Annotated in this window: 11 protein-coding genes and 1 pseudogene; 10 read left to right on the top strand and 2 right to left on the bottom strand. The window is 69.9% G+C overall.

Translation table 11 applies throughout. From position 1 onward, the window contains the following. The first annotated feature begins 93 nt into the window (after nucleotides 1-93). The 8 genes and pseudogenes from TFC3_RS02275 to TFC3_RS35245 all read left to right on the top strand — a co-directional run. The gene (locus TFC3_RS02275; protein WP_067494904.1) at nucleotides 94-984 is read left to right on the top strand and encodes an amino acid ABC transporter permease; all 891 of its coding nucleotides are present in this window, start codon (nucleotides 94-96) and stop codon (nucleotides 982-984) included. Further along, complete coding sequence (locus TFC3_RS02270) at nucleotides 981-1,781, top strand: amino acid ABC transporter ATP-binding protein (RefSeq protein WP_067494901.1); 801 nt, start codon at nucleotides 981-983, stop codon at nucleotides 1,779-1,781. Before TFC3_RS02275 ends, TFC3_RS02270 begins: the two co-directional genes overlap by 4 nt. Nucleotides 1,782-1,795: 14 nt before the next feature. Beyond that, complete coding sequence (locus TFC3_RS02265) at nucleotides 1,796-2,761, top strand: ABC transporter substrate-binding protein (RefSeq protein ID WP_067494898.1); 966 nt, start codon at nucleotides 1,796-1,798, stop codon at nucleotides 2,759-2,761. A 5-nt stretch (nucleotides 2,762-2,766) separates the two neighbouring features. Then, the gene (locus TFC3_RS02260) at nucleotides 2,767-3,435 is read left to right on the top strand and encodes a GNAT family N-acetyltransferase (RefSeq protein ID WP_201787220.1); all 669 of its coding nucleotides are present in this window, start codon (nucleotides 2,767-2,769) and stop codon (nucleotides 3,433-3,435) included. A gap of 152 nt (nucleotides 3,436-3,587) precedes the next feature. After that, nucleotides 3,588-4,076: a flavin reductase family protein gene (locus TFC3_RS02255; RefSeq protein WP_067494893.1), complete on the top strand. Its 489-nt coding sequence runs from the start codon at nucleotides 3,588-3,590 to the stop codon at nucleotides 4,074-4,076. 104 nt (nucleotides 4,077-4,180) lie between these two features. Then, on the top strand, nucleotides 4,181-7,081 hold the full coding sequence (locus TFC3_RS40145; RefSeq protein WP_067494890.1) for a LamG-like jellyroll fold domain-containing protein: 2,901 nt from the start codon (nucleotides 4,181-4,183) through the stop codon (nucleotides 7,079-7,081). 86 nt (nucleotides 7,082-7,167) lie between these two features. Beyond that, the gene (locus TFC3_RS02245; RefSeq protein ID WP_067494887.1) at nucleotides 7,168-7,629 is read left to right on the top strand and encodes a DUF4383 domain-containing protein; all 462 of its coding nucleotides are present in this window, start codon (nucleotides 7,168-7,170) and stop codon (nucleotides 7,627-7,629) included. A gap of 231 nt (nucleotides 7,630-7,860) precedes the next feature. After that, a pseudogene (locus TFC3_RS35245) lies at nucleotides 7,861-8,040 on the top strand (cellulose binding domain-containing protein); the annotation flags it as partial. Here TFC3_RS35245 and TFC3_RS39940 read toward each other — a convergent pair. Then, nucleotides 8,037-8,159: a hypothetical protein gene (locus TFC3_RS39940; protein WP_255363740.1), complete on the bottom strand. Its 123-nt coding sequence runs from the start codon at nucleotides 8,157-8,159 to the stop codon at nucleotides 8,037-8,039. The pseudogene TFC3_RS35245 and the gene TFC3_RS39940 overlap by 4 nt on opposite strands. A 52-nt stretch (nucleotides 8,160-8,211) precedes the next feature. Here TFC3_RS39940 and TFC3_RS02240 point away from each other — a divergent pair, with 52 nt between their 5' ends. Both TFC3_RS02240 and TFC3_RS37715 read left to right on the top strand, forming a co-directional pair. Further along, the gene (locus TFC3_RS02240; RefSeq protein ID WP_067494884.1) at nucleotides 8,212-8,652 is read left to right on the top strand and encodes a hypothetical protein; all 441 of its coding nucleotides are present in this window, start codon (nucleotides 8,212-8,214) and stop codon (nucleotides 8,650-8,652) included. Between the two features lie 127 nt (nucleotides 8,653-8,779). Further along, complete coding sequence (locus TFC3_RS37715) at nucleotides 8,780-9,547, top strand: hypothetical protein (RefSeq protein ID WP_067494881.1); 768 nt, start codon at nucleotides 8,780-8,782, stop codon at nucleotides 9,545-9,547. A gap of 44 nt (nucleotides 9,548-9,591) precedes the next feature. On the opposite strand, the gene TFC3_RS02230 is transcribed toward TFC3_RS37715, so the two are convergent. Beyond that, complete coding sequence (locus TFC3_RS02230; protein WP_067494877.1) at nucleotides 9,592-14,082, bottom strand: glycoside hydrolase family 2; 4,491 nt, start codon at nucleotides 14,080-14,082, stop codon at nucleotides 9,592-9,594. Between the last annotated feature and the right edge of the window lie 67 nt (nucleotides 14,083-14,149).

Genomic DNA, 14,149 nt, shown 5'->3' with positions numbered 1-14,149 from the left:
GTGAAACTCGTGACCCGTCGTTCACCAGCTCGTTAAACATATATATTCGATAGGCATTGAGCGGTATGGCTTGCCGCGCTTAGCGTCTTCGGCATGAGTCTCGTGTCCCCGGCGCGGCCGCCCAGCGCGAGCCCGCCGCCGCAACCGGTTGCCATCCCCGACGAGCCGGTCATCGTGGCGCAGCGCCATCCGTGGCGCTGGCTGTCCGTGGCCGCCGTCCTGGTGCTGGTCGCGCAGCTGGTGCACGGGCTCGTGACCAACCCCGGCTGGGACTGGCCCACGTTCGCCGGCTACTTCTTCGAACGCTCGGTGATCCACGCGCTGCTGGTCACCCTGGAGCTGACCTTCGCCGCCGCGTTGCTCGGGTTCCTGATCGGCGTGATCCTGGCCCCGATGCGCCTGTCGGGCAACCGGGTGCTGCGGACGGTCAGTTGGACGTACATCTGGATCTTCCGCTCGGTGCCCTTGATCGTGCAGTTGCTGTTCTGGGCGAACCTGGGCTATCTCTACGAGACGCTGCAGTTCGGGGTGCCGTTCGGGCCGGGGTTGGCCGAGGTGCCGACGATCAACCTGATCGGCTCGCTGGGGGCGGCGCTGCTCGGGCTGACCCTGCACGAGGCCGCCTACGCCGCGGAGATCGTGCGGGCCGGGATCATCTCGGTGGACCAGCGCCAGCTCGAAGCCGCCGCCGCGCTGGGCATCCCCCGCTTGCGACAGTTCCGCCGCATCCTGTTGCCGCAGGCCATGCGGGCCATCCTGCCCAGCGCCGCGAACTCGCTGGTCAACCTGCTCAAGAGCACATCGGTGGTCTACGTGCTGGCCATCGGCGAGCTGTTCTACCAGGTCCAAGTCGTCTACGGGCGCAACGGCCGGGTCGTGCCGCTGCTCATGGTCGCCACCGTCTGGTATGTCGTGCTGACCGCGGTGCTGTCGTTCTTCCAGCACTACGTCGAGCGCTACTTCGCCCGGGGAGCCACCCGATGAGCGCGGGGAGCGACACCATCAGCGACCCGGTGGGCGCGCCGATGGTGGAGATCAAGGGTGTGCACAAGTCGTTCGGCGCGCACGAGGTGCTGCGCGGCATCGACCTGAGCGTCGCGGCGGGCACGGTGACGGTCATCCTCGGCCCGTCGGGTTCCGGCAAATCCACGCTGCTGCGCTGCATCAACCACCTCGAGAAGGTCAACCGCGGCACGGTACGCGTGGACGGCGAGCTGATCGGCTATCGCCAGAGCGACGACAAGTTGTACGAACTGGGCGAGCGCCACATCCTCAAACAGCGCGCGCACATCGGGTTCGTCTTCCAGAGCTTCAACCTGTTCCCGCACCTGACCGCGTTGCAGAACGTCACCGAGGCGCCGGTCTCCGCGCTGGGCCGGACCCGCGCCGGCGCCGACCGGCTCGGCCGCGAACTGCTGGAACGCGTCGGACTGGCCGACAAGGTCAACGCCTACCCGCGGCAACTGTCCGGTGGTCAGCAGCAACGCGTCGCCATCGCCCGCGCCCTGGCCCTGCGACCCAAGCTGGTGCTGTTCGACGAGCCCACCTCGGCGCTCGATCCGGAGCTGGTCGGCGAGGTGCTCGACGTGCTGCGCGACCTGGCCCGCGCCGGCACCACGATGATCGTGGTCACCCATGAGATCGGCTTCGCCCGCGAGGTCGCCGACACCGTGGTGTTCCTCGACGGCGGCCGCATCGTCGAGGCCGGTCCCCCGTCGCAGGTGCTCGACCGGCCGAGCCATGACCGTACCCGGGCGTTCCTCTCCGCAGTTCTAGCCTGATGATCGGAGTTGCTGTGCGTATTCGTTCCGCCCTCGCCGCCACCGTCCTGCTGACCGGATTGGCCGCCTGCGCCGCCCCCGAGGAGAAGCCCAGACCCGCAGCGGCGGGAGCCCCAGCGGTGCAGATCAACGACAGCCCGGATCAGCAGCGGATCGTGCCCGCGAAGGTGGACAGCATCGCCGCGCTGCTGCCGGAGAAGGTCCGCCAGGCCGGCACGCTGCACATCGGCGTCGGCGCGGCGGGCTCGGGAGCACCGCCGCTGGAGTTCACCGCCACCGACAACAAGACGCTGATCGGCAGCGAACCGGACATCGCCGTGGCCGTCGCTGGCGTGCTGGGGCTCAAGCCGCAGCTGGACAACACCTCGTGGGAAAACCTGTTCATCGGCCTGGACAGCGGCAAGTACGACCTGGGCGCCTCGAACATCACGGTCACCGAGGAGCGCAAGGCCAAGTACGACTTCGCCACCTACCGGCTGGACAACCTGGCGTTCGAGGCCAAGAAGGGAGCCACCTGGAAGGTCACCGGCCCCAAGGACGTCGCCGGCAAGAAGATCGCGGTCGGCTCGGGCACCAACCAGGAGAAGATCCTGGTCGAGTGGAGCAAGCAGGCCGCCGCGGACGGGCTCAAGCCGGTCGACATCAAGTACTACCAGACCAGCCAGGCGGTGCAGTTGGCCATCGGTTCCGGGCAGATCGACGCGTACCTAGGACCCAACCCGGGGTCGGCCTACCGGGCCGCGGTGTCCGGTGAGACCGAGGTGGTCGGCACCTACTCCGGCGCCGGGGCCAGCCTGCAGGGCAAGATCGCGATCACCACGAAGAAGGACAACGGCCTGATCAAGGCGTACGGCGCAGCGTTGCAGGAGTTGGTCAGGTCCGGCGACTACGCCAAGATCCTGGCTCGCTGGAACCTGTCGAACGAGGCGGTCGCCACCATCGAGATCAACCCGCCCGGCCTGCCGCTGGAGAACAAGTGAGCAGCGTGCTCGACGAGGCGGCCTGGTCCTCGCTGCAGGGGGTGCACGCCCGGTTCGCCGAGACGCACGGGCTGGCCGCCCGCTACCAGAGCGATGTGGCGCCGTTTCACGCCCTCGCCGACCCGGCCGACCCGCAGGCCTGGGCCGACCTGGCCGAGCTGGTCGGGCCGGGGGCCGAGATCAGCGTGGCGGGCGGGCCGGACATTGCGTTCCCGGGGTGGGAGGTGGTCGCCACGATCGGCGGCACCCAGTTCGTGGACGTGAACCTGCGGGCCGCCCCGGATCGTGAAGCGGTGGTGCTGGGCGCTGCGGACGTACCGGAAATCCTCGATCTGATCGCCCGCACCCAGCCCGGACCGTTCCGGCAGCGCACCATCGAGCTGGGCACCTACCTGGGTATTCGCCGGGAGGGCGCGCTGGTGGCGATGGCCGGGGAGCGGCTGCACCCCAGCGGCTGGACCGAGATCAGCGCGGTGTGCACCGACCCGGCCCGTCGCGGGCAGGGGCTGGCCACCCGGCTGGTGCGGGCGGTGGCCCACGGGATTCGCGAACGCGGGGAGACGCCGTTCCTGCACACCTCGGCGGGCAACGCGAACGCCATCCGGCTCTACCAGTCGCTCGGTTTCGAACTGCGCAAGCGAACCCTGTTCGGCCACTACCGCGCCCTGGCGTGACAACCCCGTGACGTGACGCCGCGCGGCAGGGCCTGGCGCGGCAGGGCCTGACGTGACGTGGCCTGGCGTGACGTGGATCCCTAGTTCTCCCATCGAGTTTGCAACATGCGGGGCCCCGGCTTAGCGTGGGGTCAGCGGGGAAGGAGTACCGGATGGTCATGCGGTCGGCCCTTGAGCCACGTCAGCTCCGGCGCGTTTTCGGATCCTTCCCCACCGGGGTCACCGCGCTTGCCGCGCTGGTCGGCGACGCCCCCACGGGCCTGGCGGCCAACTCGTTCGTGTCGGTGTCGCTGGATCCGCCGATGGTGTCGGTCTGCGTCGCCCGCACCTCGACCACCTGGCCCCGGCTGCGCGAGGCCAACCGGCTTGGCGTCAGCGTGCTGGGCGCCCATCAGGAACACGTGGGCCGCCAGCTCAGTGCGCAAGTCGCCGACCGGTTCGCCGCGCTGAGCTGGCGCGCCAGCCAGGACGGCGCGGTCCTGCTGGAGGGTTCGAGCGCCTGGCTGGACTGCTCGATCGAACGCGAGATCCCGGCCGGTGACCACGACATCGTGCTGCTGCGGGTGCACGACCTGGATGCCGACCCGGCCGTGCCCCCGCTGGTCTTCCACGGCAGCCAGTACCGCCGCCTGCACCCCTGATCAGCGCGGTCATCCCCCGACTGCACCGAGCCCTCGGCCGCAGTGGACAACAGCCGAGCCCGGAAAAGGGCCAAAGATGATCTCCGCGGTGGCCGAAAGGAGCTGTGGAGGTACTCGACATGGCCGACGCGCGGGTTCGCCGCCCGATGGTCCTGCTGGCGCTGGTCGCCGGCGGGCTCGTCGTGGCGGGCGCTGCCGCATGGGCGTACTGGAGTGCCCCGGCCACCGTGGGCTCCGCGGGCCGGTCGACCGCTGCCACCATCAACGCCGGGGTCGCCCCCGCCGCGCTCAAGAACTCCGCCAGCGTGGTCACCGTGTCGTGGAGCGCGGTCACCCTGTCCAACGGCACCCCGGTCGACGGCTACCGGATCAAGCGCTACGACTCGGGCACGCTGGCCGCGCAGACCCTGACCACCGGCTGCACGGGCACGCAGACCACGCTGACCTGCACCGAGCTGAGCGTGCCGCAGGGCTCCTGGCGCTACAGCGTGATCCCGGTGCTGGGCACCAACTGGGTCGGCGCCGAGAGCGGCCTGAGCAACACGGTCAACCTGAGCGGCCCGGCAATCACGCTCGCGCAGAGTTACTACCGCGGTCCCTTCCCGGCTACCGCCACCGGCACCCTCAGCGGCTTCGGCGCGAACGAGGCGATCAGTTACAAGCTCGACGGCACCACCACGCTGACCGGCACCCCCACCGTGGTCGGGGCCACCGGAACAGCCCCCGTCAACGGCCTCACGCTGCCCGCCATGACCCAGGGCACCCACACCATCACGGTCACCGGCGTCAACGGCAGCGTCGCCAGCACCACCATCATCGTCGACAGCGTCGCCCCCACCGTGTCGGCCACCCTGTCGCAGAACCCCAACGGCGCCGGGTACATCACCACTTCGCCGGTGCAGGTCACGCTGTCGGCCACCGATGCCGTTTCGGGCGTGGCCGCGATCCGCTACACCACCGACGGCACCGACCCGAGCGTCTCGGGCACGGCGAGCACCTGCACCGGCCCGTTCAGCGTCGCCAGCACCGTCACCGTGCGCTACTTCGCGACCGACGCGGCGGGTAACGCCTCGGCGGTGGCCAGCCGGTCCGTACCCATCGATGCCACTCCCCCTGGCTCCACGGTTACGCTGAGCAGTGCCGTCAACGCCGTGCAATCCGGAACCAACGTCTACTACCGGGGCAGCACAGCCGGGTCCTTCACGCTCACCACCACCGTCTCGGACAGCAATTCAGGACCAGCTTCCGGCCGTACGTCCGCACTGGCCGGGACCACCGCAGGCTGGGCGCACACCCCGTCGACGGTCAGCACCCCGGCCGGTGGACCGTACGTCTCCAGCGCCTTTTCCTGGACCGCTGGCACCACCAGCACGCCCACCGAGACCGTGGCCGCCGCCGACGTTGCCGGCAACACCACCGCCACGACGCTGACCTACACCAGCGACAGCACCCCGCCGGCCGGCGGCTCGATCAGCTACACCAGCGGCTACCTGACCAGCCCCTCGGTGCCGGTGACCTGGGTGGCCGGCAGCGACTCGGGTTCTGGGGTGGCGGCGTCGAGCGGGCTGCTGCAGCGGGCGGCGGCTCCGATGACCGCCGGGGTGTGCGGGGCGTACGGTGTGTTCTCGACCATCGCTACGCCGTCCACCTCGCCGTACGCCGACACCACGGTCGCCAGCAACACGTGTTACCAGTACCGGTATCGCATCTCCGACGCGCTCGGCAACCAGGCGACGTACAGCAGCGCACAGGTCGCCAAGTCCCCGAGGTACTACACGTGTGCCGCCGCTGCCCTCGATGACACCGCGATCGAGTACTACAAACTCAACGACCCGGCCGGGGCCACCTCGGCCGCCGACAGCTCCGGCTTCAACCGCACCGGCACGTTCGTCGGTGCCCTCACCGCCGACCCGGCCGGTGCCTGCTCGGCCGGCGTCACGCTCGACGGTGCCACCGGGTACGTGACCACGCCGCTGCAGCAGAACAACCCGATGCCGTACGCCGAGGAAGCCTGGTTCAGGACCACCAGCACCCGCGGCGGCCTGATCACCGGCTACGCGCAGAATCAGACCGGGTCGTCGACGTTGTACGACCGCACCGTGTTCCTGACAAACGACGGCCGCATCTCGTTCCAGACCGCGACCAACGTGCTGATCGGCATCGGCTACGACACGTACCTCACCACCACCGCCCGCTACAACGACGGTAGCTGGCACCACGTCATCGCCACCCAGTCGTCAGCCGGAATGGCACTGTACCTGGACGGCACCCTGTTCCAGTCGAACACCGAAGGCGGCTCGTACGTCACCAACGGCTACTGGCGCATGGGCTACATGGGCGACCTGTCCGCCAAGACCAACGGCCCGGCGAGCAGCTTCTTCGCCGGCCAGCTCAGCAACGTGGCCTTCTACAACAAACTCCTCACCGCCACCCAGGTCATGGACCACTACATCGCCGGCGTAGTGAGCTCCGCCGGCGCAGTAACCGCCCCCGCCGGCAGCCCTGCCGCCGCCATCCAATCCCTCAACCGCTTTATAAACAAACCCCCCCCCCCCCCCCCAGGGCATGGCCCCCCCCCCCCCCGGCGGGGGGCCCCCGCCGGCGCAGAACCCCCCCCCGCCGGCAGCCCCGCCGCCGCCATCCAATCCCTCAACCGCACGCGTCCCACCACTACCCCGTCGTTGACCCCGAGCCCGGCCCCTTTCGCCACCACCACTTCGCAGAAGGCCGCCAACACCGCACCGCGACAGTCCCTCAACTCCGCGCCGCAACCCTCAACCACCCAGCCGGACCCCGCCCCCGCAACCACCCAGCGGCAGGAAACCACCACGCCGGCCGCGCCCCAGAAGCCACCCGTCACCGCAATCCCCGCAACAGCAACGCCCTCAGCCCCGCAACAAGCCCAGGCGCCACCCGCGCCAACCCCCGCGCCCCCGTCGGCGCCAGTCCACGATGACAACCGGCAGGACGATCAACCTTCCCGACCGGCTCTCACAATATTGTGACGCGCGTCTCATATTGAGGAGATACGCCCGTTTAGTGACCACCGCAATGGGCAAGCAGCGGACTCCCTTGTGGAAGGAGAAGGTTCATGGCTACCGCATCGACTGCGGGCGGCATGGCGGCCGCGCGCACTCCGGTCCGTACCGCAGCGCTCGCCGTTTCGATCGTTTTTGTCCTTGTCGGCATTCTCGGGTTCATTCCGGGGATCACCACCAACTACGGCGACATGGCGTTCGCCGGGCATCATTCCGACGCCCACCTGCTCGGCATCTTCCAGGTGTCAATCCTGCACAACATCGTGCACCTGCTGTTCGGGCTCGTCGGGTTGGCGCTGGCGCGCACCTCCGAGGGCGCCAGGGCGTTCCTGATCGGCGGCGGTGCGATCTACCTGGTGCTGTGGCTGTACGGGCTGATCGTGGGCCAGGACAGCAGCGCCAACTTCGTCCCGCTCAACACCGCCGACGACTGGCTGCACCTGCTGCTCGGCCTGGGCATGATCGCCCTCGGCCTGCTGCTGACCCGGCGGCGCAGCGCGGTCGCCGATCGCTGAGATCACGCATCACCGCAGCGCGCCGGTTCGAGGCTGAACCGGCGCGCTGCGGACGTTCCGGCAAGTTTGACATCCTTGAATTGGTTTGGCGCTGCTGAACGCAGCACGCCGACGCGCTTCCGGACCGGCCGCCGCGCACGGCAACGCCATCGGCCCAGCCGCGCGCAACTACGGCTGCTTCGAACGCTGGGCAGCGTGCCGATCACGTCGTGAAAGGTCAATCTTGCCCACGCCGGCGCTCCCAGGGTCACCCCATCGTGGAACTCCACCATGTCCACCTCGGGTAGCACGGTGACCACCGCGAACGCCTACTACCACGGCAGCTTGGCCGCAGCCGGGCGGACCTCCTCCGGCTTCATCGCCAGCGGTACGGCCGCCACACCGACCGTGACCTGCACCGCGACGACCTAGGCCCAGCCCTGGCGCACATCGACGAGCACCTCAAGCTTGTCGCTGGGAGCGCTCCCGAAATCGAAGAAGCGCGACAGCACCGTGAACAGCCGGGTGGGGGCGAGGCGCCCACCTCGCACGCACCCGTTTCACCGACGTTTCGGACGGTCCTCATCGGATAAGGTGGCAACCATGGCTCCCGTCCTCGCCCGCAGCTTGATGCAGCGGACGTTGACTGTGCTTTTCGCGCTGCTTCTTGGCGGCCTTGGCGCGGGAGCGAACACCGGCTTTGACGCGGGAGCGGCCGCTGGTTTTGGCCTGGCGGCGACTACCGGCTCTGCGCCGGGCTGGGTCGCCGCAACGACCGTTGTCGACAGCGCGACGGCCGTCTCGCCGGGAGCGTGGGAAAACAGCACAGCCGCCTCGGCCGCCGCGAAGGCCAGGTCCGGCAACGCTGCGGGCGCCGCAGCCAGCAACGCCGCAGGCCAGGCCACAGTCGCCGAAGCCGCGCCGGTGAGCTTCCCCGCCGGCCCGGGCACCACACCCCCGCCGGCATTCGAGCACCAAGAGCTGCTCGCGCAGCACAGCGCCGGAGCCCACAGCTCCCGCGCACCTCCGTTCACTCTCGTTTGATCTCACGCGCCGCTGAAGCCGGCGCCGCGCCGCTGAAGCCGCTTCGCTGAAGCCGATGCCCGCGCCGTGCCGCCGGAACTGGCGCCGCGCCCCTCCCGAGACCATCCGAACCGAACGGAATCCCGCCATGAACATCGTTGCCGACATGCTGCTGCGCGAACCCGCCCCCGTCGCCATCTGGGGCGCCCTCATCCTGCTCGCCCTGCCCGCCCTCATGGTCCTGGCCAGCCCGGTCGGCCTGCGCCGCCCCCGCCTCGCCCTGCTGCACACCGCGAGGTCCGTGCGCGCCCTGCGCGAGGAGCGACGCCGCAGGGTTCGTGAGGCCGAGGAGGTCCTCCGGTACGCCGGGGAGCTGCACGTTGCCGCCGAGCGCGCCGAACGCGGGGCCGAGCGCTGGCAGGAACACTGCGCGGACGCCGAAGCCCGGGTCAAGCAGACCTGGCTGGACTGGCAGGACGGACAGTCCCGGCTGGAGCGAGCCCTGAGCGCCGCCGCGTTCCGCAACCCGTACACCACGCCGAGCCCGTCCGAGTACGCCTCCCGCGAGCGTTGGCTGCACCAGGCGGTCAGCGCCGCCGCCGAACGTGGTGAGCTGCCCGCCTCCGCGGTGGCCGATGCGCTGGCCGGGCGCGGCTGGGACGCCACCCTGCACCCGTTCGACCAGGAACTCGCTGTGCTGGTGGCTTCCGCGGCGTACCTGCGCGCCGAGCACCACCGGTCGATGGCCGCCGAGGACGCCGCCTGGCACGACGCCTACCTGGCTCGCCGCACCGCCGACGACCTGCGCCGGGAAGCCGCCGCGGCAACGGTGGAAGCCCTGTCCGTGCGGCACCTCGTGCAGGCCGGCACCGCCTCACCGCACGCCCACCCCGCGGTCGCCATCCGCACTGCTTGAGCCGCCGAGCAGCAACCCGGCGGCTCACCCCCTCCTGGGAGCGGCTACCCGGCGGAGCAGGCGAGGCGGGCATTGGCCCAGTCGCCGTGGTCGTTGCCGTTGCCGTCACCGGCGTCGGTTATCCGCAGTTCCATGGTGGTGGCGCCGGACACGTCGAGGTCGAGCTGCTGGGCCCCGTCCGCGCCGGTGAGCGTGGCCGAGGCATACTTGCGCACCCCGTCGAGCCACACCTCGAAGATCACCGTGCCGCCGCTGCCGGTCTCGTCGTCCACTCCTGCGTCGGTGCGGAACCGGGTGCAGGAGCCGGTCAGAGGAACCCGGACGGTGGAGGCCGCGTGGGCGCCGAGGCCCTTGGCGTACGCGGTCCCGGCGATGGTGAGCGGGTTGCCGTCGGTGGCGCCTTGTTCGCCGTTGCTGCGATCCTTCTCAACCGGGCCCCAGCCGTTCGTGACCGGGGTGTAGGGGCGGTCGCTGAGCCAGGCCCAGCCGGCGGGCAACGGCACCGAGATCGTGGTGGTCGCGGTGGTAGTGGATCGGAAGCCGGTGGGGGTGGTGGTCACGGCCGTGGCGGTCAGCGGGTACGTCCCGATGTCGAGTCCCGCCGGTGCTGACACGGTGAAGGTGGCCGTTTCCTGATCGGTGATGGCGCCCAGCGACACCGACGCCGGGGTCGCTGTCCAGCCTTCGGGCACTTGCAGACGTACCGTGGCGTCTTGAAGACCGGACGCGCAGCGCGACTGGACCGGAACCTGAACTTGCACCGAGCTTCCGGGTTGCATCTCGGCCGGCGCGGTCACCGTGAGGCCGGGCGGGCAGGGCGCTGGAGCGGTGGAATCCGGTACGCCTCCGGCCGCCGCTTCGTTGCGGGTCAACGGGCGCAGGACCAGCTCGTGGTGGTACGGCGTGGTCGGCGACAGGCGGTAGGGGGCGAGAACCGAGTTGGGGGTCTCGCCCATGCCCGTCTCACCGGCATCGGCGTGCAGGGTGTTCCAGCCCCGGTTGCGCACGAGCGGGAGCTGGTGGTCGTATTCGGCGCGGTCCAGGTTGTCGTAGGCGCTGACGCTGACGTCCTGCGTGCCGCCCACGAGCAGACCGGCGCGACCATCGGTGAGAGAAGCCCAGCGGGTGCCGGTGTGGTTGCCGTTGGCCTGCGGACGCGAGTAGCGCACATACTGCTGGTCGACTGTGCTGGTGTAAACGCCCATCGGGGAGCCGCTGTGCCGGTCGTTGTAGTTCTCCTGCGGGCCGCGGCCGTAATAGGCGAAGCGTCGCAACGCATCCGGCACCGGCACCGCGATGCCGACCCGCGGCAGGTACGGCAGGCTCGCCAGCCGCGGCCCGGACGGCACGACGTCGTGGGCCAGGGTGATCGTGCCGCGCTTGTCGATGCGGTATTCCATGGTCTGCGCGAACGAGATGCCGTTGCCGGCCGCGGTGCTGCGAACCTCGACCACCACCGCGTCGGCCTCGGCGCGGGTGGTGACGCCGGTGACGGTGGTGTGCAGGTTGTCCAGGCCAGTCTCGTGCCAGACCCGGCGGTCGTCGGTGCCCCAGTCGTACGTCTCGTTGCTCGTCGGCGGCCGATAGACGTCCAGCGCCGGGGCGCCGTGCAGCAATTCACGCCCGGACGCACGCATCGAGGTGAGCTGTCCCGCGTCGAAGCGGTACGTGAAGTCGTTGCCGGACACCGTGATCCGCTCGCCGCTGGTGGTCAGCGCCGGCGCCCCGGCGACCGGCGGTGGCAGGATGCCGGGAACGGCGTGCCCGCCGGCTGCGAACTGGTCCCACCCGACGATCCAGCCGCGCCGGGCCCACGCGTGATCGGTGTCGCTGGCCGCGGAAACACTCAGGAACCGCTCGCGGTCGTCCGGGTTCGCGGGCTTGGAAACACCTTTGAGCTCGTAGGTCGCGCCGGGTTCGAGGCGGACCTTGCGGCTGCCGCTGCGCAACGTACGGTCCTGCTCGGTGAGCTTCCAGCGCAGCGTGACGGCGAACGCGCCGGTCTGCTGCTCGTTGTGCACCGTGATGGTGTCGCCGGTGCGGGTGAAGCGGATCGGGGCCTGCGCCCAGGCCATCTCGGTGGTCTCGGGCTGCACGTAGCGGTCCGAGCCGACCAGGCCGTCGGTGCCCGACAGGCTGATGCCGAGGCTGAGGAAGTCACCGCGGCGCTGGTAGGTGTCGAAGTTCAACGCCAGCACGGCATCGCGGGCCAGGCCGGTGCTCAGCTCGGCCGGGGTCAGCGCCCTGGCGTAGATGCGGGCGTCGTCGATCAGCCCGCGGCCCAGCCGGGCATTCCACAAATCGTTGTCCTGCTGGGTTTCGGCGTTGTGGCCCAGGTTCACTTCCCACAATCCGGCGTCGACCGGGCCACTGCGCGGGGCCGTGGCCCGTTGCGTGCCGTCGATGAGCAGGCGTACGGCGGTGCCGTCGTAGACACCGGTGAGGCGATGCCAGGCGCCGTACCAATCGGCGGGTACGTCCGCAGTGACGCTGGTGCCGTCGACGCGGAACTCCAGCGTGTCGCGGTCGGTCATCTGCAGGCCGTACGCCTGGCCCTTGGTCAGGATCGGGAAGCTGCCGGCCCACTCCCCCGGCTGCACCCACGTGTCGAGGGTGAGCGGGCCGGTCAGGTCGAGGCGCTTGTCGCGGAAGACGTCGACGAAGTCATCGAGGCTGGACAACTTGATCGCCTGCCCGCGATGCCCGGGTGCGGTGCCGGGCTTACCGACCAAGAAGCTCTGGATGCCGTTCGCCGAGTCGGGCGTGACCACCAGCGGCTGGCGCAGGTTCTGCTCGGCCCAGTCCCAGATGAAGCCGCCCTGCATCGACGGGTACTTGCGCGCCAGGGCCCAGAACTGGTCGAAGTTGCCCAGGCCGTTGCCCATGGCGTGGGCGTACTCGCCCATCACAATCGGCTTGCTGCTGGTGAGGGTGCGGTTCTCCAGCCGGGCCGGGGTCGGGTAGCGCGGGCCGTCGACATCGGCGTACGGGGCGTCGCCGTCGGGGCTGTTGGACTGGTGGTAGAGCAACCGGGTCGGCTCGTTGGCATCGGCCCAGGCGGCCATCGCGTAGTGCGCGGCGCCGAGGCCGGCTTCGTTGCCGGTGTCCCAGAAGATGACGCTCGGGTGGTTCTTGTCGCGCTCGACCATCGCGCGGAACCGGTCGGCGAACGCGGCCTGCCACTCCGGGCGGTCGGCGAGGCAGACCGAGGGACACGACTCGCGGTTGTGCGTCTCGATGTCGACCTCGTCATCGATCCACAGACCGTGCTTGTCGGCGAGGTCGTAAAGATAAGGATCGGAGGGATAGTGCGATGTCCGTACGGCGTTGAGGTGCAGCTTTTTCATGAGGAACACGTCGTCGCGCTGGGCCTGGAGGGTGACGTGGCGGCCGGTGCCCGGATCGGTTTCGGCGCGGTTGGTGCCCTTGATCAGAATGCGCTTGCCGTTGACGAGGATCTGGCGGTCGCGCACCTCGATGTCACGGAAACCGACGGGCTGCGCGGTGGTGTGCACGGCTTTGCCTCGGCTGTCGAGCAGTTGCAGCACGAGCGTGTAGAGGTTCGGCTCCTCGGCGCTCCACCGCAGGGGGTTCGCCACGGGGGCGGTGAGCGTGACGCGGCCGGGGCCGGTGCGGGCGCTGGCTGTGGTGACATTGCGGCCTTTGGCGTCGCGCAAGCTTGCTCGTACCGTGAAATCGCCGGCGGCACCCGCGACGTCCACCCGCGCGCTCAGCGTCGATGCGTGGGTGGTCAGGTAGGCGTCGCGCAGCCGCGTCTGAGGGGTGCGATAGAGCCACACGTCGCGGAAGATGCCGCTGTAGCGCCACTGGTCGACGTCCTCGAGGTAGGCCCCGGACCCCCAGCGGTGCACCTGCACGGCGAGGCTGTTGCGGCCCGGATGCAGCCGCTCGGTGACGTCGAACTCCGCCGGCGTATAGCCGCCCTGGTCGTAGCCGACGTAAGCGCCGTTGACCCAGACCAGGTAGTTGCTGGTCACACCCTCGAAGCGCAGGAAGACCCGGGAACCGGACCAGTTCCTGGGCAGATCGATCGTCCGAAGATAGGCGCCGGTCGGGTTGATGTCATGCGGGACCTTCGCCGGGTCGTCCGGGACGATGTCCGTGGGAATGTTGCGGAACATCGGGTGGTCGATGAAGTCCGACTGCCAGGTGTGCGGCACCTTCGCGGTGGGCCACGCGGCGGCATCGAACCCGGCGTCGTGGAACTGCGGGGGCACGTCGTCGAGCCGGTCGTAGATCTTCAGCCGCCAGTCGCCGTTGAGCGAGCGCACCTCCGGGTTCGGCGCGTCATGGCTGGTGACGTCGGCGGCCGCGGACCGGGCATCGGGGTACGGCCGCAGGTCGGCGTGCGGCTCCTCCTGGCCCTCGCCGGTGAGCTGCGGGTTCTCCAGGTACTGGTACACCTCGGCGGCCGTTCGCGGCCCGGCCGGCGCCGCAGCCGGGGCGGCCGCTGCGGGAACTTGTCCTGGGAGGGCGAGCACGGCCGCAACGGCGGCTGCGGAGATCCACGACATCGGGGGCTCCCGTCGGTAAGCACGTGCATCGAACACAATCAATGACGCGCGCTCCTGTCAACTCTCG

Origin of the sequence: Actinoplanes sp. TFC3, assembly GCF_001553785.1 — a bacterium.
Taxonomy (GTDB): domain Bacteria; phylum Actinomycetota; class Actinomycetes; order Mycobacteriales; family Micromonosporaceae; genus Actinoplanes.
The sequence above is the reverse complement of the archived record's forward strand: the minus strand, read 5'-3'. Positions and strand labels throughout refer to the sequence as shown.